At 68.0% G+C, this 21,041-nt stretch carries 17 protein-coding genes and 1 tRNA gene; 12 read left to right on the top strand and 6 right to left on the bottom strand.

Annotated elements, in window-relative coordinates; all coding sequences use genetic code 11:
• Positions 1-15 precede the first annotated feature (15 nt).
• From crcB to CR105_RS05945, 5 genes are all read right to left on the bottom strand, one after another.
• Positions 16-390 carry a fluoride efflux transporter CrcB gene (crcB, locus tag CR105_RS05965; RefSeq protein ID WP_099787903.1) on the bottom strand — a complete coding sequence of 125 codons (375 nt, stop codon included), beginning with the start codon at positions 388-390 and terminating at the stop codon, positions 16-18.
• Positions 387-845: a molybdenum cofactor biosynthesis protein MoaE gene (locus CR105_RS05960; RefSeq protein WP_099787539.1), complete on the bottom strand. Its 459-nt coding sequence runs from the start codon at positions 843-845 to the stop codon at positions 387-389. Before CR105_RS05960 ends, crcB begins: the two co-directional genes overlap by 4 nt.
• Positions 842-3,379: a DUF349 domain-containing protein gene (locus tag CR105_RS05955; protein WP_099787538.1), complete on the bottom strand. Its 2,538-nt coding sequence runs from the start codon at positions 3,377-3,379 to the stop codon at positions 842-844. The genes CR105_RS05960 and CR105_RS05955 overlap by 4 nt, the downstream gene beginning before the upstream one ends.
• Positions 3,380-3,539: 160 nt before the next feature.
• Complete coding sequence (locus tag CR105_RS05950; protein WP_131021639.1) at positions 3,540-4,130, bottom strand: hemerythrin domain-containing protein; 591 nt, start codon at positions 4,128-4,130, stop codon at positions 3,540-3,542.
• 220 nt (positions 4,131-4,350) lie between these two features.
• Positions 4,351-5,580 (bottom strand): winged helix-turn-helix domain-containing protein, encoded by a 1,230-nt coding sequence (locus CR105_RS05945; protein ID WP_099787536.1) that lies wholly within the window; start codon positions 5,578-5,580, stop codon positions 4,351-4,353.
• Positions 5,581-5,668: 88 nt separating this feature from the next.
• Here CR105_RS05945 and CR105_RS05940 point away from each other — a divergent pair, with 88 nt between their 5' ends.
• The 12 genes from CR105_RS05940 (at position 5,669) to CR105_RS05885 (ending at position 18,891) form a co-directional block, all read left to right on the top strand.
• Positions 5,669-6,928 (top strand): exonuclease SbcCD subunit D C-terminal domain-containing protein, encoded by a 1,260-nt coding sequence (locus CR105_RS05940; RefSeq protein ID WP_099787535.1) that lies wholly within the window; start codon positions 5,669-5,671, stop codon positions 6,926-6,928.
• The gene (locus CR105_RS05935) at positions 6,925-10,659 is read left to right on the top strand and encodes an AAA family ATPase (protein WP_099787534.1); all 3,735 of its coding nucleotides are present in this window, start codon (positions 6,925-6,927) and stop codon (positions 10,657-10,659) included. Before CR105_RS05940 ends, CR105_RS05935 begins: the two co-directional genes overlap by 4 nt.
• A 286-nt stretch (positions 10,660-10,945) precedes the next feature.
• Positions 10,946-11,158: a hypothetical protein gene (locus CR105_RS28810; protein ID WP_099787533.1), complete on the top strand. Its 213-nt coding sequence runs from the start codon at positions 10,946-10,948 to the stop codon at positions 11,156-11,158.
• Between the two features lie 83 nt (positions 11,159-11,241).
• The gene (locus CR105_RS05925; protein ID WP_099787532.1) at positions 11,242-12,069 is read left to right on the top strand and encodes a hypothetical protein; all 828 of its coding nucleotides are present in this window, start codon (positions 11,242-11,244) and stop codon (positions 12,067-12,069) included.
• 69 nt (positions 12,070-12,138) lie between these two features.
• Positions 12,139-13,305: a methyltransferase gene (locus tag CR105_RS05920; protein WP_099787531.1), complete on the top strand. Its 1,167-nt coding sequence runs from the start codon at positions 12,139-12,141 to the stop codon at positions 13,303-13,305.
• 48 nt (positions 13,306-13,353) lie between these two features.
• Positions 13,354-13,430: transfer RNA gene (locus CR105_RS05915), tRNA-Met, on the top strand.
• 106 nt (positions 13,431-13,536) lie between these two features.
• Positions 13,537-13,776 (top strand): hypothetical protein, encoded by a 240-nt coding sequence (locus tag CR105_RS05910; protein ID WP_099787530.1) that lies wholly within the window; start codon positions 13,537-13,539, stop codon positions 13,774-13,776.
• 50 nt (positions 13,777-13,826) lie between these two features.
• Positions 13,827-15,236 carry an ATP-dependent RNA helicase DbpA gene (gene dbpA, locus CR105_RS05905; RefSeq protein ID WP_099787529.1) on the top strand — a complete coding sequence of 470 codons (1,410 nt, stop codon included), beginning with the start codon at positions 13,827-13,829 and terminating at the stop codon, positions 15,234-15,236.
• A gap of 49 nt (positions 15,237-15,285) precedes the next feature.
• Positions 15,286-16,023: a type VI secretion system-associated FHA domain protein TagH gene (tagH, locus tag CR105_RS05900; RefSeq protein ID WP_267873888.1), complete on the top strand. Its 738-nt coding sequence runs from the start codon at positions 15,286-15,288 to the stop codon at positions 16,021-16,023.
• Positions 16,016-16,795: a PP2C family protein-serine/threonine phosphatase gene (locus tag CR105_RS05895; protein ID WP_099787527.1), complete on the top strand. Its 780-nt coding sequence runs from the start codon at positions 16,016-16,018 to the stop codon at positions 16,793-16,795. Before tagH ends, CR105_RS05895 begins: the two co-directional genes overlap by 8 nt.
• On the top strand, positions 16,792-18,426 hold the full coding sequence (locus CR105_RS05890) for a serine/threonine-protein kinase (protein ID WP_099787526.1): 1,635 nt from the start codon (positions 16,792-16,794) through the stop codon (positions 18,424-18,426). The genes CR105_RS05895 and CR105_RS05890 overlap by 4 nt, the downstream gene beginning before the upstream one ends.
• A 21-nt stretch (positions 18,427-18,447) precedes the next feature.
• Entirely contained in the window at positions 18,448-18,891 is a 444-nt protein-coding gene (locus CR105_RS05885) for a TssQ family T6SS-associated lipoprotein (protein WP_099787525.1), read from the top strand.
• Between the two features lie 9 nt (positions 18,892-18,900).
• Here CR105_RS05885 and CR105_RS05880 read toward each other — a convergent pair whose 3' ends face one another.
• A complete protein-coding gene (locus tag CR105_RS05880; RefSeq protein WP_099787524.1) occupies positions 18,901-21,018 on the bottom strand; it encodes a TonB-dependent receptor plug domain-containing protein in 2,118 nt (705 codons plus the stop codon).
• Positions 21,019-21,041 lie beyond the last annotated feature (23 nt).

Here is a 21,041-nt window from a genome sequence, read left to right as displayed (position 1 = left end):
GACCCGCTTTTCAAGTCAAGAAGACAACGCGCGCCACGTGGCGAAGCCGGCGATGCAAAAGGCGATCGAGCCGAACAGGTGCAGCGCAGAGTGGGCCAGCGCCCAGCCGTAGTCGCCGCGCTGCAGCATCAGCACCGATTCTCCGGAGAAGGTGGAAAACGTCGTCAGCCCGCCGAGGATGCCGGTGATGGCGAACAGGCGCCACTCCGGCGCCACGTGCGGGGACGCGGCAAAAAAACCAAGCGCGATGCCGACCAGGTAGCCACCGCCCAGGTTGGCCAGCAGCGTGCCCAGATGGAGCTTGCCGTGCACGCCGCCGAGCCACAGCGCCAGTCCCCAGCGCAGCCAGGCGCCGAGCGCGGCGCCCAGCCCCACCGCGAGCCAGCTCAAGGGCTGGCCCACTTGGCCATCGCGGCATCGTCGGTGACGCGCGCGTCAACCCAGCGCGCGCCGTCCGGCGTCTGTTCTTTTTTCCAGAACGGGGCGTCGGTCTTGAGATAGTCGATGATGAATTCGCAGGCGGCAAACGCTTCGCCGCGGTGCGCCGCGCTGCAGGCGACCAGCACGATCTGCTCCATCGGCAAGAGCGGCCCGACGCGGTGGATGACCAGCGCGCCGGACAGCGGCCAGCGCGCGCAGGCCTGGTCGACGATGCGCACAAGCGACTGCTCCGTCATGCCGGGATAGTGTTCGAGCTCCATCTCGGCCACGCTGGCGCCGTCGTTCATGTCGCGCACGGCGCCGACAAAACTGACCACGGCGCCGACCCGCGGATCGTCCGCGCGCAGGCGCGCCACCTCGGTCGACAGATCGAAGTCGCCCTGCTGCACCCTGACCTGTTTCACCGCGCTTCCTTGCCGACGCGGGCGAACAACTGCTCGATGCGCGAGACGGTGCGGTCGTCGGCCAGCGCCGGCATCTCGCACAGCTGCAGGAACTGGGCGGCCTGGGTCATCGGCTTCTGGCCCGACTTGAGCGACGACTGCAGCACTTCGACCTGCAGTTTGAGGCGCTCGCGGGCGAACTCGCTGCCGCTGTCGATGCCTGCCGCAATCTCCAGGCGCAGCACTTCGTGCAGCAGCTTGGGGCGGTTCTGCTCGAGCTTTGCGACGTAGGCGGCACGGTCGCCCGTCAGCGCCGCAAGCGCGGCCTCGAAGCGGAAGCCGAGCGCGCGTTCGTAGTCGGGCTGCAGCGGCGGCAGCGCGGCCCAGCGCGCGGCCCAGTCCTGCTCAACGGCGCTGTCGTTGGCGAGCGATGTTTCGATCAGCTGGCACAGGCGCAGCTTGTCGCGCAAGGCGCTGGCCTGGGCGATGCCGGCGGCGCGGCGCGCGCTGTCGGCCTGGTGCTGGACGGCGGTGATCGCCGCGTGATAGCGCTTGTCGACCTTGGTCTCGGCCGCGCGCGGCACCGGTCCGGCCGCATGCCATTCGGTGGCAGCTTGGCGCAGCAAGCGCGCCGCGCTTGCCACATCGAGGCCGGTCTCGGCGGCTGCCTCGAGGCGCGCGGAGATGGCGTCCTTGGCCGCCTGGTGCGAGCGGCGCTCGGCGTCGGCGGCGTGCGCGCTCTCTTTGCGCTTGGCGAAGACGGCGTCGCAGGCGGCGCGGAAGCGGTGCCACATGGCCTGTTCGGCCTTGCGTTCGAGCGGCAGCGCGCGCGCCAGTTCCTGCCAGCGCTCCTGCGCCGCGCGCAATGCGTCGAGCGCGTGGCGGTCGGCGGGATCGAGGGCGGCGACCTGCTCGATAAGTTCCTCGCGGTGCGCCACTTCCGACTTGCGCTGCTGCTCGAGCGGGCCTTGCAGCACGTTGAGCGCATCGGTGAACTGCTGGTCGAGGTGCTTTTTCTCCTTGCGGTCGATCGCGCCCAGGTGGCTCCAACCCAGGCGCAGGCGCTGCACCGTGACTGCCATGTGCTTCCAGTCGACGCTGTCGGCAATTTCCAGCCTGGCCGCTTCGGCGGTCGCTTCGGCGATGATCGCCTGCGCCTTGGCCGCGTTGGTGTGGCGCTCTTCGGCCAGGTGCTTGAAGTGGGCGGCGGCCGGCGCATAGGCGGCGCTGCAGGCGGCGTCGAAGCGCTCCCACAGGCTTTTCGGCGCGGCGCCGGACAAGGTATCGAGCGCCTTCCAGCGTTCGCGCATGCTGCCGACCTTCTTGGCCAGCTCGCTCATCGCCAGCGACTGGGTGGTCAGCTGTTCGACCGACTTGATCAGCTCTTCGCGCGAGACGTTGCCGCCCCAGCGCGCCCAGTCCGACAGGCGTTTGAGTTCGCCGCGCGCATGCGCCAGGCGGTCCGACTGCGCCGGCGTCAGGCGCACGCCCTTGCTGTCCTTGAGCGCCTTGTCGTGTTCAGCGGCGGTGCCGAGCGAGCCGTGTTCGAGCGCCGCTTCCATCGCACTCAGGTGGTCGAGGAATTGCTGGTCGGCGCCGGCGGGCGGCGACTTCGGCTGCCCTGCCGGCCGTGCTTCCTTCGGCTTGCGCTGCTCCGGCGGGATCGCTGCCAGCAGCGCGTCGTAGCGCTGCTGCAGGCCGGCCGCGGCGTCGCCGGCCGGCGCCGCCGGCAGCTTGCTCCATTCGCGCCGCAACGAATCGGCGTTGAGCGGCGTGGTAGCACCCTGCCACTCGGCCAGCAGCGCCTCGCGCGCAGCGAGCGCGCCTTCGCCTTGCGCAATGGCGCCAAGGCTGGCGCTGACGCGGGCATGTTCGGCGGCGAATTCGTTGACCAGGTTGCGCGGCAGCGAGGCGTGCTCCGGCGCTGCCAGCGCGGCGGCGTGGGCGGCGGCGAGTTGTTCGAGCTGGGCGGCGACGTCGGCTGCCGGCAAGGGGCTGGCGGCCAGCTTGCGCAGCGCGGCGACACTGTCGATGACGCCACGCTGCAGCCCGACCTGGGCTTCGAGGCGCTGCGCCAGCGCGGCGCGGATGGCGTCGAATTCGCCCACCAGCTCGGGCGCGGCGATGACCGACCAGCGCCGGTCAAGTTCGGCGACGTGATTGGGCGTGAGCTTTTCGTCTTTGAGCAGTTGCGCGGCCTGGTCGATGCACGCCTGGCCACGCTGCAGTTCGGCCTGGTGGTGGCGGATGGCGTCCAGCCGCGACTGCATCAGCTTGGCCACGCGCCGGTCGGTATTGCGGATGGCGGTGTGGACACGCTCGAGCTGCGCCGGCGTGTGGACAAACTCTGCCGCCGCCAGCCGCAATTCGGAAAACTCGGATTGCAGGATGAACTCGACCGCGGCGGCCTCGTCGCCGGCCAGCTGCTTCACCTTTTCGGCTTGCAGCGCGCGTGACGAACCGGCTGGCGTGGCAGCAGGATCGGGTTGCGGCGCCGTCGCAGCAGGCGTCTCGCCGGGCTTCTCGCCTGGGCGCTTGAAAAGGAATTCGAACATGACGTCGGCTCAATCGCTCAAAACCGCCATGATAGCAAGAAGGCAGGATAAGCGGCGATTCGGCCGCCGTGCAGGCAGATGATGCGTTCAGGGAATCTGGCGGCAGGCGTGGCCGGCACGCGCCCGTCCGGGCGCGCAGCGCAGAACAGATGCGGAGAAATCAGTGCGTCAACGTAACGCGGCTGGCGCGCTGGCTGGCCAGGCGGCCACGCGCGATCGGTGCGACAGGGCCCGGACGCGGCTTGGTTTCCTGCATGTAGGCTTCGTGGGCCAGCATCTTGTTGGCGATCGAGAACCACGCTTCGCCGGAGATGACGGTGCGGGCAACGGGAAACAATTCCTGTTCTTCGCGCGCCAGGCGCTGCAGCAATGAATTGCAGAACGTGTCGACCGCCGCGCAAAAGTCGGCGACGCGGTCGGCGGAGTCGACCGACAAGCCGGCGAACCGTTCGGCGATTTCGCCCATCGCCTCGGCGGCCGTGCTGTTGAGATGGTCGAGCTCGGCAAGCAACTGGTCCGCTTCGTGGGTGGCGCGGTGGATGGCCGGAATGAGGAATTTTTCGATCTTGCGCCAGTGGCAAGTGTCATACAGGCGGCGCAGCGCGTCGCACGCGTAGTCAACCTGGCCTGGGGTCAGCGCGCGCTGTTGGACGAAATTGTTATAGAGCACTTTTTGTAGGGACTGCAGACTTACTCGGACGCTTGCTTGCTCGACCGACAGGGCAACCAGCGTGTATGTTGCAGTTAGCATTCGTTCTCCTTTTGCCCAGCGCGACGCCGGCCCGCCAGGTGGGAGCCAATGCTTCGGCGAGGAATGTCGTGGTTGGAACCGGCTTGGAGTGAGTTGCTTTTGTCATCAGCCCGAATGAATGAGTGTAAAGATGGTCGACAGGTCTGTGTTTGATCTAGCGCAAACTTGGAGGCTTGACAAGGGTTAAGCCCGTTGCGCCATGCCAATGAAAAGTATGTCTTCAACAAGTACCGAGTTCAGCCAGCACCGCTTGCAATTGTGCGCCGAAAACGGCCGGGCTCGCCTGCGTCAGCGTGACCTGCGGACAGCCGTGCCAGCGTGCGCAGCGCAACAGCGCGGCGGCGATGTCGCGGCAGAACAGGGCGCTGGTGCGCACGCCCGGCTCCAGCACCAGCGACTTAATTTCAAAGGCGCCGGCGCGCCGGTGTGCCTTGGCGTCGACGCGGCCGACCAGCGCGCCGCGGCGCAGGATCGGCAGCGTGAAGTAGCCATACTGGCGCTTGGGCGCCGGCGTGTAGCACTCGAGCCGGTAATCGAAGCCGAACAGTTCGAGCGCGCGCCGACGGTCCCAGACGATCGGATCGAACGGCGACAACAGCGTCGTCACGCTGGCGCTCAAGTCCCCTGCCGCCGCGCGCTGCGCCAGCTCGCCGTGATTCGGATGTATATAGACAGGCGCCTCCCAGCCGGTCACGCTGGCGCGCAGCAGCGCGCCTTCGGCGACCAGCTGCTCCGGGTCGGGATGCGGCCGGCGCGTGCGGTGGTAGTCGGGAATCCACGCCGCCTTGCACACGCCGAGCGCCTTCACCGCTTGCAGCACCAGCTCGCGGCGCGTGTCGGGCAGCGGCGCCAGGCGGCTGTCGTGCCATGCCGGGTGCACGCGCTCCGCCAGGTCGTACACGCGCTGGAAGTTGTGGCGCCGCGCGATCATCAGCTGGCCGGCGGTAAACAGCGCTTCGAGCGAGCGCTTCTCGCTCTTCCAGCCCCACCAGGCGCCGGACTTGCCGTCGCTGCGCTCGAAGTCCGACGAGCGGGTCGGGCCGTTGGCGCGGATGTGCGCCAGCACGGCCGCCACGTCGGCGGCGCGCTCGCTCATCCAGCTGGCCGAATACTTCCAGCCCATCGCCGAAGGATCGAGCATGCGGTGGCGATACAGGCCGTAGTGCTCGATCGGCACGAAGCAAGCTTCGTGCGCCCAGTATTCGAACAGGCGCCCTTCGGCCAGGTGCTGGTCGAGCCAGGCCGGGTCGTAGTCACCAAGCCGGCTCCACAGCACCAGGTAGGGACTGCGCGCGACCACGCTGATGGTGTCGATCTGCAGCACGCCCATCGCGCGGATCGCCGCCATCACGTCTTCTTTTACCGCCTTCGCGCGGCGCGGCTGCAGCATGCCCTGCGCGGCCAGGTGCAGCGCGCGGGCGGCGGCGGGAGTCATGGTCAGTTCGGTCATGCATGCATTCTAATGAAGATCCGGCCGCGGCGCGGCCGATGAACTCTGCGTTATAGTAAGCGATTGTTTTCAGAATTTAAGCGACCTCATGCGGCTGTTGCACACCTCCGACTGGCACCTCGGCCAGACCCTCCATAATTTTGACCGCAGCTACGAGCACCAGTGCTTCCTCGACTGGCTGCTCGACACCATCGTCGCCGAACAGGCCGACGCGCTGCTGATCTCCGGCGATGTGTTCGACACCGCCAATCCGTCGGCCGGCGCGCAAAAGCAGCTGTACCGCTTCCTGCAGCAGGCACGCGCCCGCGCGCCGCGGCTCGACATCGTCGTCATCGCCGGCAATCACGATTCGCCCGGACGGCTGGAGGCGCCAGGGCCGCTACTGGAAGCGCACGGCACGGTGGTGGTCGGCCACGTCACGCGCCACGCCGCCGGCGAGATCGACATCGAGCGCATGCTGGTGCCGCTGCACGACAAGGACGGCGCCGTGGCCGCGTGGTGCGTGGCGATTCCTTTCCTGCGCCCGGGCGACCTGCCGCGCTTCGCCGCCGCCGACGGCGAGGCGCCGCTCGACCCGTACTCGCATGGCATCGCCACGCTGTATCAGCAGGCCTGTGCGCTGGCGCAGGCGCGCCGCCTGCCCGGCCAGGCGATCCTGGCGATGGGCCACTGTCACATGGTGGACGGCCAGGCCTCGCTCGAGTCCGAGCGCCGCATCGTCATCGGCGGCACCGAGGCGCTGCCGGCGACCATGTTCGATGCGTCGATCGCCTACGTCGCGCTGGGCCACCTGCACCTGGCGCAGCGGGTCGGACAGAAGGAGCACATCCGCTATTGCGGCAGCCCGCTGCCGCTGTCGTTCGCCGAAGTCGGCTACCAGCACCAGGTGCTGCGCATCGACCTCGCCGATGGCGTTGCGCGCGAAGTGACGCCGCTGATGGTGCCGCGCGCGGTGCAGCTGCTGCGCGTGCCGCCGCAGCCGGCGCCGCTGGACGAAGCGCTGGCCGCGCTGGCGGCGCTGCAGTTCGATGCCGACCTGCCGCCGGCGGCGCAGCCGTTCATCGAAGTGCGGGTGCTGCTCGACGCGCCGGAGCCGGGCCTGCGCGGGCGCATCGAGGCGGCGCTGGCCGGCAAGCCGGTGCGCCTCGCCAAGATCGAACCGACCCGCCGCCTGCAGACCGTGGCGCCGGAGACGGCGGCGATGACGCTCGACCAGCTGGCGCAGATGGAGCCGGACGACATTTTCCGGCGCCTGTACCTGCAACGGTATGGCGAGGATGCGCCGTCGGATCAGCAAAGCGCTTTTGCCGAACTGGTGCTGGCAGCCGGCGCCGAGACCGCGTCATGAGGATCCTGAAAATCAGCGGCAAGAACCTGGCGTCGCTGGCCGGCGAGTTCGCGGTCGACTTCGAGCAGGAGCCGCTGGCATCATCTGGTCTGTTCGCCATCAGCGGACCGACCGGCGCCGGCAAGAGCACCCTGCTCGACGCGCTGTGCCTGGCGCTGTACGACGCCACGCCGCGTTTGCTCAGGCGCGGCGTCGGCAGCCAGCTGCCTGACGTCGGCGCCGAGACGGTGACGGCGCAGGATCCGCGCTCGCTGCTGCGGCGCGGCGCGGCCGAAGCGGAGGCCGAAGTCGACTTCGTCGGCAACGACGGTGGCCGCTACCGCGCCAACTGGAGCGTGCGACGCGCGCACCGGCGGGCCAGCGGCGCGCTGCAAAGCTCGGCCATGACGCTGCACCGCCTGCCCGAACTGGCCGCGCTGGGCGGCACCAAGACCGAAGTGCAGGCCGAAATCGTGCAGCGCATCGGGCTGTCGTTCGAGCAGTTCACGCGCGCGGTGCTGCTGGCGCAGAACGAATTTTCGGCCTTCCTCAAAACCGAGGAAAACGAACGCGGCGCGCTGCTCGAGACCTTGACCGGCAGCGCGATCTACAGCGACATCTCGAAGCGCGCGCATGAGCGCTACCGGATCGAGCAAGGCCTCAGCGCGCAGCTGGCGGCGCGGCTGAAGGACCAGACGCCGCTGGCGGCCGACGAGCGCAGCGCGCTCGACGAACAGCGCGCGGCGGCCGACCTGGCGCTGGCCGCCATCGACGAGCGCAAGGAGCTACTCGAGCGCAACCTGCGCTGGCACCAGGATGCTGCCCGGCTGCGCCAGCACGAAGCGCAGGCCGACGTGGACTTGAGTGCAGCGACCGCCAACGCGGCTGCGGCAGCCGGGCGGCGAACCGCGCTGGCCACGCTCGATGCGGTGCAGCCGGCGCGCGCGCTGGTGGCCGACAGCGAGCGGCTGGCGGCCGAACAGCGAGCGCTGCAAGCGGCGCTGACGGCGGGCGAAGCCGCCCTGCAGGGCGCCGTCGCGGTGCAAGAGCAAGCGGCGCTGGCGTCCACCGCCGCTGCCGGCGCGCTCGCCGACGCCGAGCAGGCGCAACGCGCTGCCGCGCCGCAGTTGGACCGCGCAAAGGCCCTCGATGCCGCCATCGCCACGCAGGCGCCGGCGCATGCGCAAGCCATGTCCGTGCGTGAGGCGGCGCAGCGCGACGCGGTGCTGGCACAGGAGGCGCTGGCAGCGAAGACAGCGCAGCTTGACGAGTCCCACGTCGCGCGCGAAGCCGGCGACACGTGGCTGGCGGCGCATCGGCAGTTCGAGATGCTTGCCGCCCAGTGGCCGCGCTGGGACAAACTGCTGGCGCAAGCCGGCCAGGGTGCGGCGAACCAGGCAACGCTGGCCACTGCTCTGGCCACGGCGCAGCAAACAGCGGAGCGCGCGCGCGCAGCCGACGCCGAAGCGCGCGCCAAAGCCGAGAGCGCAACGACGTCGCTGGCCGAGGCGGAAAACGCGCGCCAGCAAGCCATCGGCACGCTGGCCACTTTCGACGCCGAGCAGATGCGCGCCGAGCGTGGCCTGGTCGATGCGCGCCGCGAATCGCTCGGCGGCGGCGAAAGGATCTGGAGCGAACTGTCGGCCACGCGCGAGCGCCTGCAGCAGGTCACCGAACAAGGCACGCGGCTCGTAGCGCTGAAGGACGCGGCCGAGACAGCGCTGGCGGCGGCGCTTGCACTAGCGGCGCCGTGCGCGGCCGCCGCCGAACAGGCGGAACGCTCGCTGAGCGCGGCCGAACTGGCCTGTGCCGACAGTGTCGAAGACTTGCGCTCTCAACTCGTCGATGACGAACCGTGCCCGGTGTGCGGCAGTGCCGAACACCCGTACCAGCACCAGGATGCGCGCCTGCACGCCCTTCTGGCTACGCTGCGCGCTGAAGTGCAGCGCTGCCACAAGCTGCTGCGCGAGAATTTGGCGCAGCAGGCCACGCAGCGCGCCGGCGCCGATTCGGCAGCCACCCAGCTGTCGGCCCAGGCGCTTGACGCGGCGGCTCTGGCAGTGCGCGCGGCGCAGCTGGCCGGTCGCTGGGAGGCGCACCCCGCCGCCGCCGAAGCGCCGCCCGACGACGAGCGCGTAGAGTGGTTTGCCGGCCAGCTCGCGGCGCTGAAAGATCAATCGACGCTGTTGGACGTGAGCGAACAGGCGGCGCGCGAGGCCGCACGCGCCAAGGACAGCGCGCAGGCCAGCTGCGACAAGGCTGCCGCCGGCCAGGCACGGTTGCAGGCGGCGGCGGTAGCGGCGCGCAGCCAGCTGGTCGTCGCGGCCAATGAGATGAACGCGCTTACCGACCGGCGCGATCAAGAAGGGCTTGCGCTGGCAGCTTTGCTGGAGGAACTCGACGGCGCGTTCGAAGGCGACTGGCAAGCACGATGGCAGGCAGCGCCTGCGCGCTTTCGCACCGCGCGCGAAGCCGAGGCGCAGCAATGGAACGAACAATCGGCACAGCAGGCAAAACGCGCGCTGGCCATTGGCACGCTGGCAGCGGAGCACGACGCCGCGTGCCTGCGGCTGGAGCAGGCGCGCCGCATCGAAGCTGCCGCACAGGCAGGATTCGCCCAAATCGATCTGGAGACCGGCGCCATGCGGCGCGAGCGCGGCCAGTTGTGGGACGGCGCGCCGGCGCGCGGCATCGAACTGGCGCTGGCCGGCGCCATCGACACGGCGCGCGCCGCGCTGGCGCAGCAGCAGGATGCCGGCGTGCGGGCCGGCCAGGAAGTGGTGCGCGTACGCGAAGCCCTGGCGCACAACACGCAGCGGCGCGAATCGATCGCTGCCTCGGCCGATGCCGCAGCGGCACGCGTGAGCGCATGGCTCGAAGCGTTCCCGGCGCGCCATCCGGGGCTCGGCCCGATCGACAGCCTGGCCGCGCTGTTGGCGGTGACGCCGGACGCCATCGCCCTCGAACGGGCCGCCATCGACGCATTCGATGCCGCCGTGGCGCGCGCGGCGACGGTGCTGGCCGAGCGCCGCGCCCAGCGCGAGCAGCATCAATTGGTGGCGCCGGCCGACGCCGAAGCGGGCGCCGATCCGGTGGCCGCGGCGCTGGCGGCGGCGCTGGCGGAGCGCAAGGCGGCGCACGACCTGTCGGCCGGCCTGCGGCTGGCGGCGGCGCAGGACGATGCGCGCCGCGCGATCGGCGCGGCGGTGCTGGCCGAAATCGACACGCAGCAGGTGGCCGAGCGGCGCTGGGGCAAGCTGTCCGAGCTGATCGGATCGCAGGACGGCAAAAAATTCCGCAACTACGCGCAGCAGTTCACGCTCGACGTTCTGCTGGGGTACGCCAACAGCCACCTGGCGGAGCTGGCCAAGCGCTACCGGCTGGAGCGGATCGTCAGCAATGGCGGCCCATCGCTCGGCCTGATGGTGCGCGACCAGGACATGGGCGGCGAGGTACGCGGCGTCAATTCGCTGTCCGGCGGCGAGTCGTTCCTGGTGTCGCTGGCGCTGGCGCTTGGCCTGGCGTCGCTGTCGTCGAACCGGGTGCGGGTCGAGTCGCTGTTCATCGACGAGGGCTTCGGCAGCCTTGACAGCGATACGCTGCGCATCGCGATGGACGCACTGGACGGGCTGCAATCGATGGGACGCAAGGTCGGCGTCATCTCGCACGTGCAGGAGATGACGGAACGCATCGCCACCAAGATCATGGTGCAGCCGGGCGGCGCCGGCAGCAGCAGCGTGACGGTGCAATAGCGCCCGCTCCCCAAAAAAAAGCTGGGGTCAGGTCTGACATTCGGACAAAAAGCTGGGGTCAGGTCTGACATTCGGACATTTGGGATGGTGGCAAGCGAACTCTGCGGGCTCGGATCGTTGCAAACCGCGATCATTCTGGTGGACGAGCTCGCCAAAAATGTCCGAATGTCAGACCTGACCCCAGCAAAATGTCCGAATGTCAGACCTGACCCCAGCAAAATGTCCGAATGTCAGACCTGACCCCAGTTTGATAAAATGGCGCCCTACCTTACTTACCCTTTCTCTTATGTTGAAACCAGCCCGTATCCTCACTTTCAAGTGCGCCAACTGCTCGAAGGCAGTCAAAGTCTTCCTGCAGAAGGTGTCCGCCTGCTCCCATATCCAGCCGTACCAGGGCATCTGCGCCTGCGGCGAAGTCAAACGCCATGCGACCGGCAACAAAGCCGCCGTCGAGTCCTACCTGCAAGCAAATGACGATGGATGGATGCATCATCATTAAAAATATCAAATAAGCAGCTAAAGTAAACCGGGCCACGGTCGTTACCCTGTATACGCTCATCAACGAGATGAAGGCTGACCATCATGTCCACTCTGTCCGCACTGGGCTCGCGCCCGATCCAATCGCCCCTGTTCAAGCCTGCCCAGCAGGAAAGCACGGTGGTGCCGCAAGCGTTGGCGAGCGGCAAAGTGCCCGCCCGCCTGCCAGTGGTCGAGCCGGTGGCGCTGTCATCGAACAACGTGAGCCTGTCGCAGGAGGCGCTGGACGCCCGCGTGGCCAAGCTGGGCGACCGGACGGTTGATGTAGCGCAAAACTTCCTCAGCAAGTTCGCGGAGAGCCTGTTTGGCGATGCCGCCAAGGGGGCGACCTTCAATTTCAGCGCCATCAGCATGACGGCCGACACCAGCCTGAGCACCTCCGTCGAACACTTCGAGAACGCCAGCGGCAGCATCAACACGGCCTCGCTGCAGTTCCACGAGAGCTCGTCGTTCATCGGCCGCGGCCAGATCACCACCAACGATGGCCAGGTTTTCGATTTCGACATCGAAGTCAGGTACGAGGCATCGATCACGGCGTCCAGTCAGCAAACGCGCAGCGCCGAGCAGGCGCCGGCCGAGTCGCAGCCGATGGCCGCGCTGACCGGCAAGCAGCTGCCCGAGGTGAAATTCCCGGGCAGCCTGTCAGACCTGTTCAAGCTGCTCGGCCGCGAGCTGGAAGTGTCGGCCGATTCCGGCAAAAACGACGGCAACAAGGGCAACCTGTCGCTGCGCCTGATCCGCCTGGTAAACACCGCCGCGCTGCTGGCGCCGCGCGCGCCGCAGGACAATCCGCTCGCCTCCACCGTCGAGCGCAATCGCGCGCTGGCTTCGTACAGCGAGCCGGCCGCCAGCACCACCGTCACCAGCGCCTGAGCCTGACCCCGGGCCACGCCCGGGGCGCAGCGCCTATAATGGCGGCATTGTCATTTCGATTGCCCCGCCATGTCCGACCTTCCCGCCACCGGCACGCCCGCCCGCATCCACTGGACCGAGGGCGATGTCGAACGCTCGGCGCTGTGGCGCTCCGAAAGCGGCATGCCGGCGCCGAAAAAAGTCGTGATCGCCAACGACCAGACGCCGGCCGACCTGGCCTACCGCCTGGCCTGCGAAGGCACCGCGCTGCTGTGGCGCGGCGACTTCCAGAACGCGCGCCAGCTGCTGCAGGCGCTGGCGCGGCGCGCCGACCACAAGGGCGACAAGGGCAGGCGCGCCAAAACTCCTAAAGTGCCGGCCAGCGCGGCCGAAGCGTTTCACCTGCACCGCCAGGCGCAGTCGCAGCGCGCCCGCACGCTGGCCATGCTGCTGATCCCGTTCGACGCCGACTACACCATCCCGCTGCGCCGCGCCCCGGATGTCCAGCAGGCCTGCAACGAAGCGTACGGACGGGCGGACCAGCCGTTCGTGGCGTCGCTGCGCGAGCTGCTTGGCCTGATCGGCGCCCATGAGTGGCGCAAGAACGGCGTCGAGATCGCGGCGCTCGACGCGCGCATCCACCCGCACTACGGCGTGTTCTCGCCCATCCGCGGCGAGTACGTCGACCTGGTCGCCAATGCCCCTCTGCCGGCCGACGCCAGTCTCGCCTTCGACATCGGCGCCGGCACCGGCGTGCTGGCCGCGCTGCTGGCCAAGCGCGGCGTGGCCAAAGTCGTCGCCACCGACATGGACCAGCGGGCGCTGTCCTGCGCGCGCGAAAACATCCACCGGCTCGGCTACGACGACCAGGTCGAGGTGATCCAGGCCGACCTGTTCCCGGACGGACGCGCGCCGCTGATCGTCTGCAATCCGCCCTGGCTGCCGGGCCGCCCCAGCTCATCGATCGAAGCGGCGATCTACGACCCGGACAGCCGCATGCTGAAGGGCTTCCTCAACGGCCTGGCAGATCACCTCGCCCCCGCCGGCGAAGGCTGGCTGATCCTGTCGGACCTGGCCGAGCACCTGGGCCTGCGCCCACGCGACCAGTTGATGGCGATGATCGACGCGGCCGGCCTGGCCGTCAGCGAGCGCCATGACGTGCGCCCTACTCATCCGCGCGCCAGCGACGCAACAGATCCGCTGCATACGGCCCGCGCGGCCGAAGTAACGTCGCTGTGGCGGCTGTCAGCACGATAGAAAATACTGCCCATTGCACAAGCTGCCGATTGTCCGTATAATCTGTCCTGCGGGGTGGAGCAGTCTGGCAGCTCGTCGGGCTCATAACCCGAAGGTCACAGGTTCAAATCCTGTCCCCGCAACCAAACACTTGTTTTAAACATCGAGCCCGACTCTTGCAGCCGGGCTTTTGTTTTCTGCGGCGCGTTTTACGACACGCGCGGCGGAAAACGCAGCTGCAACGCGAGCGCCATGAGAGACAAAAAAGACAACGCGACGTTGGACCTGGTAGGCTTCGACGCCGATTTGCCGCCGGCCTCCCCGGACATGGCCAGTGCACCAGTCAAACGCGCCCCACGCAGCCGCATCACCGGCATCCGCCAGCACCAGCTCGAACTGCTCGACGATACCGATGCCAGCGGCCTGCCGGTATGGCGCCGCGACGAAGGGCTCGACCTGACCGGGCTGCCGGTGTGGGCCGCCGCCTGCTAGACTGGCTGTCGCAGCACCGCTTTTCCCCGTAACTTTCGATCGGCCCGTCCATGAATCCCAACGCCTTTTCCACGCTGCCGCTCGCGCCCGCCCTGCTGGCCAATCTCGACACGCTCGGCTATACCGAGATGACGACGATCCAGGCCCAGAGCCTGCCGCCGGTGCTGCACGGGCGCGACCTGATCGCGCAGGCCAAGACCGGCAGTGGCAAGACCGCGGCGTTCGGCATCGGCATCCTGCACAAGCTCAATCCCGCCTGGTTCGCCATCCAGGGGCTGGTGATGTGCCCGACGCGCGAGCTGGCCGACCAGGTGGCAAATGAACTGCGCCGGCTCGCCCGCGGCGAAGGCAATATCAAGATCCTGACGCTGACCGGCGGCGCGCCGATGCGCCCGCAAATGGCGTCGCTCGAACACGGCGCCCACATCGTCGTCGGCACGCCGGGCCGCATCCGCGACCACCTCGGGCGCGGCACCTTGAACCTGTCGAACGTGCAGACGCTGGTACTCGACGAAGCGGACCGCATGACCGACATGGGTTTCTACGACGAGATCGCCGGCATCGTCAGCGCCTGCCCGGCGCGGCGCCAGACCTTGCTGTTCTCCGCGACCTACCCGGACGACATCCGCCGCGCCACCGAATTGTTCTTGCGCGACCCGGTCGAGATCAAGGTCGAGGCGCAGCACGACGCCAGCCAGATCGAGCAGCGCTTCTATGAAGTCGGCTTCGACGAGCGCGACGCCGCTGTCGGCATGCTGCTCAAGCATTTCAAGCCGGTGTCGACGCTGGCGTTCTGTAACACCAAGGTGCACTGTCGCGAACTGGCGGCCGAACTGCGCAGCCAGGGTTTCTCGGCGCTGGCCTTGTACGGCGAACTGGAACAGCGCGAACGCGACGAGATCCTGGTGCTGTTCGCCAACCGCAGCTGCTCGGTGCTGGTCGCCACCGACGTCGCCGCGCGCGGCCTCGATATCGCCAACCTTGGCGCGGTGATCAACGTCGACGTCTCGAAAGACACCGAGGTGCACATCCACCGCGTCGGGCGCACCGGCCGCGCCGGCGAATCGGGCCTGGCGCTGTCGCTGTGCGCGCCGAACGAGAAAAAATGGGTGCGCCTGATCGAGGACTACCAGGGCGCGAAAGCGAGCTGGCACGACCTGAAGGAACTCGAAGGGGCCGAACTGGAAGCGGCGCCGGCGCCGATGGTCACGCTGTGCATCATGGGCGGCAAGAAGGACAAGCTGCGCCCGGGCGACCTGCTCGGCGCCCTGACCGGCGACGCCGGCCTGCTCAAGGAACAGGTCGGCAAGATCAATGTCACCGAGTTCCAGACCTATGTCGCGCTCGATCGCCACATCGCCGAACAGGCATTTGCGCGCCTGAACGCCGGCAACAAGCTCGGCCGCGATTTCGGCAACATCAAGGGCCGCAGTTTCAAGATGCGCTTCATCGAGGCCTGACCGGGCGCAACAGAGCGCGGCGAAGGCGGCCGGCAGTGCACGTTTGCACGTGCACTATCCGGCCGAATCTGGCATTATTGCTGTAGATAAACATAAGGCGTCCTCGCGCCTGAAAATAATGACAATGCCTACCCCTGCCGCACCAGACCCGGCCGCCCCAGTTTCCGGGCTCGAGTCGTCGGAAGCGCGGGCGCTGAAGCAGGCTTTCCTGCGCGGCGCCGGCATTTCGGCCGACGCGATCTCGGCCGAACTGACGCCGGAACTGATGGAGCTGCTGGGCAAATTGATGGCCAAGTCGCTGCAAGGCGCGATCGACCTGCTGGCGCTGCGCTCGCTGGTGAAGCAGGAAGCGAAGGCCGACGTCACGATGGTGTTGGTGCGCAACAACAATCCCCTGAAGTTTTTCCCCGACAGCCCGACCGTGCTGACCCAGATGCTGCGCAAGAAAATGCCCGGCTTCATGGAACCGCTCGAGTCGCTCGACGACGCCTGGCACGACCTGCGCGGCCACCAGATGGGCGTTGTCGCCGGCACCCGCGCCAGCATGCAGGCAGTGATGGACCGGCTCGACCCGGCCAGGCTGGCGGCGGCGCTGCCGGCGCCTGGCCTGATCGACAAGCTGGCGCCGTCGCGCCGCACCGCCGCGCTGTGGCGGCAGTACGAACGCGAGTACGGCGCCATCGCCGGCGAAGCGCAAGACCAGTTCAAGACCCTGTTCGGCGCGGCCTTTTTGGCCGCCTACGAACAGGAAGTCGAGCGCACCGACGATCAAGCCCAGCATGACTAGCGGCGCCGCAGTGAAGCTGTCGTGGGCGCAGGCCGGTGAAATCGGCATGCGCGCGACCAACCAGGACGCGATGGGCGTGGCGCGCAACGGCGCGCTGACCTGCTTCGTGGTGGCCGACGGCACCGGCGGCCACCATGGCGGCGAAGTAGCGTCGCGCCTGGTCGCCGACGCCGTGCTCGGCGCATTCGGCGCGGCGCCGTCGTTCGGCGCGGCCGCGCTGCAGGCGTATGTCGGCAAGTCGATCGACAGCGTCGCCGAAGCCCGCGGCGCCGATGCCGAGCTGGCCGACATGAGTTCGACGGTGGCCGTTCTGCTGGTCGACGAACACGCCGCCAGCGCGGTGTGGGCCCACCTCGGCGACACCCGCATCTACCTGTTTCGCGCCGGCCGCGTGCTGGCGGTGACGAAGGACCATAGCCTCACGCAGCAGCTGATCGAGGCCGGCTACGTCAGCGCCGACCAGTTGCGCCTACACCCGCAACGCCACATCCTGGTCGCCGCGGTGGGCGCCGAGAGCGAAGTTCCGGTGGCCGTCAGCGACGACGCCATCGCGCTCGAAGCCGGCGACGCGCTGCTCGTTTGCAGTGACGGCCTGTGGGAATGGGTGCAGGAGAACGAGATGGAACAAGCCCTGGCAGCGAGCTCGCGCAGCCAAGACTGGCTGGCGGCGATGTGCGCCATCGCCGACGGCGCCGTCAAGGCGGCCGGCAAGGTACGCGATAATTATTCGGTGTACGCGATCCGCGTGCACCAGCAGGAAGCAGCGACATGACGACATCAGGGCCAGGCGGCGAGGACGGCGTGACGGCGGGCAGCGGTTCGGAGAACTGCCTGCCGGTCGGCACTCGCCTGTCCGATTTCGAAATTACCGGGGTACTTGGCGAAGGCGGTTTCGGCATCGTCTACATCGCCTACGACCATTCGCTGCAGCGCACCTTGGCGATCAAGGAATACATGCCGGGCGCGCTGGCGATGCGCGGGGGCGACCGCGGCGTGTCGCTGCGCGCCGAACGGCACCAGGACACGTTCAAGCTCGGCCTGAAAAGCTTCATCAACGAGGCACGCTTCCTGGCCCAGTTCGACCATCCGTCGCTGGTCAAGGTGTACCGCTTCTGGGAGCAGAACCGTACCGCCTACACGGCGATGCAGTACTACCAGGGCCGCACCATCAAGGACATCGTCGCCGCCAGCCCGGAGATCGTCGACGAAGCCTGGTGCCGCAAGATCCTGCGCCAGATTCTGCAGGCGCTCGAGATGCTGTATACGATGCAGATCGTGCACCGCGACGTCTCGCCGGACAACATCATCGTGCAGGAAAATGGCGACGCCGTACTGCTCGACTTCGGCTCGGCGCGCCAGATCATCGGCGACATGACCAAGGGCCTGACGGTGATCCTCAAGCCCGGCTACGCGCCGGTGGAACAGTACGCCGGCGACGCCTCGCTCGAACAGGGGCAGTTCACTGACATCTATGCGCTCGCCGCGGTGATGTACTTCGCCGTCGTCAAGCAGGCGCCGCCAAGTTCGATCGCGCGCATGATCAAGGATCCGGTGACGCCGCTGGCAGTGCTGGCGCCGGAAGGCTACAGTGCCGAATTCCTGGCCGCCATCGACAAGGGCCTGGCGGTGCTGTCGCACGACCGGCCGCAGACGATCGACGAATTTCGCGACCTGCTCGGCATCGTGTCGCTCGGGCCGCCGCCGCCGGTGCGCGCGCTCGGCGCCACCCAGCGCGGCGCGCCCGCCGCGCGCCCGGACGCGCAAGATGCGGACGAAACTGTGATCGCCATGCCGGTGGCCCCGCCGGCAGCGGCGCCGGCGAACGCCGCGCCGATTCCGGCCACGGCCACCGTGCCGCTGGTCGGCAAAAAGCGCTGGCAACTGATCGCCGCCGCCGCCGCACTGGTGCTGGTGGCCGGCAGCGGCCTGTATGCGCTGGTGCAAAGCACCGCCGACGATACGATCATGATCGCGCTGCCGCATACGGCGGCACCGGTTGCCTCCGCGCCCGCCATCGAGGCGCCGGTCACGCCGCTGGCGCAGGATCAGGTGCCGGCAGCATCCGCGCCTGCCGCCACGCCACTGGTGGCTGTGGCTGCGGCGTCGGAGGAACCGAAAGTGACGCCGGCGGCCGAACCTGCGCGGGCAGCGCCGGAAGCGAAGCCGGTGGCGCCGGTCGTCGAGATGGTGACCTACAAACTGGCGATCAAGCCGTGGGGAACCGTGTACGTGAACGGCCGCGAAAAAGGCGTCAGCCCGCCGATGAAGCGACTGGTACTACCGGCCGGCAAACACAGGGTCCGCATCGTCAACCCGAGTTTTCCGGATCATTCGATTGACCTCGACCCAGGCAAGAGCAAAACCGGCACGATCGAGCATGACTTCGCGTCGGCAAAAAAATAACAGACAACACAGGACTTCAACATGACCAGTATTCGCACCCTCGCTTCCCTCGCCTGCCTGTTCGGTGCCGTCGTCGTCACCGGTTGCGCCAACTTGCCGGCCGCCGTTGGCGGCAAACCCGCGACGCCGGCAGCCGGCGCTCGCCCAGAGGCGGCGCCGCCGGCAGCGGCCGCGGCGCCGGTGCAGTCAGGCCTGAAGGAAGGCGTGGCGATGTATAACAACGGCGACTACAACGACGCCATCAAGCGCCTCGGCGCGGCCGATGTATCAGGCGGATCGAAGGCGACGCAACTGCAAGCGCTGAAATACACCGCCTTCAGCTACTGCGTGACGTCGCGCCAGACGCTGTGCCGCCAACAGTTCGAAAAAGCGCTCAAGCTCGATCCTTCGTTCGACCTCGATCCGGGCGAACACGGGCACCCGCTGTGGGGACCGGTGTTCGTCAAAGCCAAAAAGAGCAAGTAGCACTCCTGCTCAGTCGAATCTGTGCTCGAACGCCAGCCGCACGCTGGCCGCGGACGGCGTCGTCGCCTTGGTTCGCAAAGTCCCGGATAGATCCACGAACTCTTCCTGCGACCGGTTATCCTGCCCGAGCATGTTGGCGGCCGACATCCGCCACTGGCTCCTGCCGTCCACGCGCCACAACGCATATATCCCCAGTTCGCGCTGAACGCCATTCCAGCTGGACCTGCGCGCGGACAGGCGCGCCGGCCCGCCTCCCTGGAAGTTGAAGCTGGCGCCGACGGTCACCGGCGCCGCCGCCACGCGCAGGTCGATGCCCACGCCGGCGCTGAGCTGCACCTGGCTGGCGAGGCGGTTATCGGGCCGTGGCACGCCGTCGACGCGCGACCAGTTGCGTGCCACATTGGCGCGCAGGTCCAGCGCAGGTGCGGCCGGCACGATTGACTGCAAAGGAAACTTCGCTTCGAGTTCGATACCCCAGGTGTGGGCGCGCCCGGCGTTGACAGGGGTGCTGATCCAGGTGCTGCCGACCTGCGCAACCTGGTCGATGGTGACGTCGTCGATGCGCCGCGCGTAGCCGCTGGCGCTGGCCATGGCGTTCTTGCCGAAGTAGCGTTCACAGGCCAGGTCCAGACCCCACGCACGTTCGGGCAGCAGATATGGATTGCCTTGCATGTCCGCGCTCAGCGGGCTGTTGTTATTATCGATCGTGTAACGGCGCTGCGCCAGATTGATCAGCGTCGGCATCTTGAAAGTACGGGTCACTCCGGCCCGCAGCTGCCCTTTGTCGGACAGCTTGTACAGCGCCTGCAGCAGCGGGCTTGCGACCTGCGTGCGCCGCTCCACCTGATCGAGCACGTTGCCTTCGGTGCGGGTGCGCAGCGCCTCCCAGCGCAGGCCAGCCGACAACGAAAACGCCGCGTTGATGCTCCAGTCGTCCTGGGCGAACAGCGCAATGCGGTCGAGCCGGGACGAGTAGACCTCGTTGCCAAGCGACGGCACGCTGTCGCCCGGCTGAAGGTGCTCGCGGCGCGTTTCGGTACGCCGGCCGCGCGCCGCGTCCCATCCGGCGACGAGCGTGTGGCCGCCGTCCAGCGCGCGCGTGACCTTCCCGCCGAACGTGCTGCTATTCTCCCTGGCCGACGAGTCGACCACGCGCATCAGGGTGCCGCCGCCATCTGCCCGCACGCCCGTGAAGGTATTGTCGGCTTCGCGCTGGAACAGGTTCCTCCCCAGCTTGACGTCCCAGCGTGCGCCGCTTTCCGACTGATGAAGCCATTGCAGGTCGCTGCGTAGCGTTTCGGCGTGGGCGCGAAAAACCGTATCGTTAGCGGGGAAACGCGTCGGCGCGCCGAGCGTCGTGCGGTCGTTCGACACGGTCCTGAGGTCCAGCGTCATCAATCGGATGAAGTTCTGGGAGCTGAGCGAGCCGCCGTTGGGCAGCGTCCAGCTGATGCGCGGGGTCAGGTTGATGCTGGGGCGGACGTCCATTTGCCCGACGTCGGTGCGGCGCAACAGGGTCGGCGCGCCGTCACTGCCGAAGCCCGATTCGTCGGCGGCGGTGTCGGTGCGCGTGCGCGCGCCGGTGGCGACCACGGGCACCGTGTATGTCCAGCCGGCGCCCTTGCCGCTTATCTGCGCGGTGACATCGGGCGTGTATTCGCCGTTGCTCGCCGAAAGGGCCAGCTTGACCTCGCGCTGCGCGGACAACGCGCTTTTGCGCAGCACGATGTTGATGGTGCCGGCGATCGCCTGGGTGCCCAGTTCGGCGCTCGCCACCCGCATGATCTCGACCCGTTCGATCAGCTCCGGCGCGACGGAGTCGATCGAAAACCCGGACGGTACCGGCTGTCCGTTCAGCAGCACCTGGGTGTAGCCGTTGCCGAGGCCGCGCATGCGGATGTCACCGCCGCGGCCCGGCGCGCCGCTGACGGTAATTCCGGGCAGCCGCTTCAACGCCTCCGCCACGCTCTGGTCGCCATAGCGCAGCAGTTCGTCGCGGCCGACAATCGTGGCGGCGGCGGTGTCGAGCTGGCGCGCGCGGTCGCGCGTGGCGGTGATTTCGACCGTCTGCGCGGCGGCGCCGGCGGAGACTGAGAATATGGCAAACCAGCAGAAATTCGTGGGCATGGAGATCCAGTTAAACAGGCAAA

Source organism: Massilia eurypsychrophila (assembly GCF_002760655.1).
GTDB lineage: Bacteria > Pseudomonadota > Gammaproteobacteria > Burkholderiales > Burkholderiaceae_D > JAFCUW01.
The sequence above is the reverse complement of the archived record's forward strand: the minus strand, read 5'-3'. Positions and strand labels throughout refer to the sequence as shown.

Bases quoted from the DNA above. Each gene is read 5' to 3' on its own strand.
- CR105_RS05925 (WP_099787532.1), top strand. From the start codon at position 11,242: ATGTCCACTCTGTCCGCACTGGGCTCGCGCCCGATCCAATCGCCCCTG.
- CR105_RS05920 (WP_099787531.1), top strand. From the start codon at position 12,139: ATGTCCGACCTTCCCGCCACCGGCACGCCCGCCCGCATCCACTGGACC.
- CR105_RS05940 (WP_099787535.1), top strand. From the start codon at position 5,669: ATGCGGCTGTTGCACACCTCCGACTGGCACCTCGGCCAGACCCTCCAT.
- CR105_RS05895 (WP_099787527.1), top strand. From the start codon at position 16,016: ATGACTAGCGGCGCCGCAGTGAAGCTGTCGTGGGCGCAGGCCGGTGAA.
- CR105_RS05955 (WP_099787538.1), bottom strand. From the start codon at position 3,379: ATGTTCGAATTCCTTTTCAAGCGCCCAGGCGAGAAGCCCGGCGAGACG.
- CR105_RS05950 (WP_131021639.1), bottom strand. From the start codon at position 4,130: ATGCTAACTGCAACATACACGCTGGTTGCCCTGTCGGTCGAGCAAGCA.
- CR105_RS05885 (WP_099787525.1), top strand. From the start codon at position 18,448: ATGACCAGTATTCGCACCCTCGCTTCCCTCGCCTGCCTGTTCGGTGCC.
- CR105_RS05945 (WP_099787536.1), bottom strand. From the start codon at position 5,580: ATGACCGAACTGACCATGACTCCCGCCGCCGCCCGCGCGCTGCACCTG.
- CR105_RS05935 (WP_099787534.1), top strand. From the start codon at position 6,925: ATGAGGATCCTGAAAATCAGCGGCAAGAACCTGGCGTCGCTGGCCGGC.
- dbpA (WP_099787529.1), top strand. From the start codon at position 13,827: ATGAATCCCAACGCCTTTTCCACGCTGCCGCTCGCGCCCGCCCTGCTG.
- CR105_RS28810 (WP_099787533.1), top strand. From the start codon at position 10,946: ATGTTGAAACCAGCCCGTATCCTCACTTTCAAGTGCGCCAACTGCTCG.
- CR105_RS05910 (WP_099787530.1), top strand. From the start codon at position 13,537: ATGAGAGACAAAAAAGACAACGCGACGTTGGACCTGGTAGGCTTCGAC.
- CR105_RS05890 (WP_099787526.1), top strand. From the start codon at position 16,792: ATGACGACATCAGGGCCAGGCGGCGAGGACGGCGTGACGGCGGGCAGC.
- CR105_RS05880 (WP_099787524.1), bottom strand. From the start codon at position 21,018: ATGCCCACGAATTTCTGCTGGTTTGCCATATTCTCAGTCTCCGCCGGC.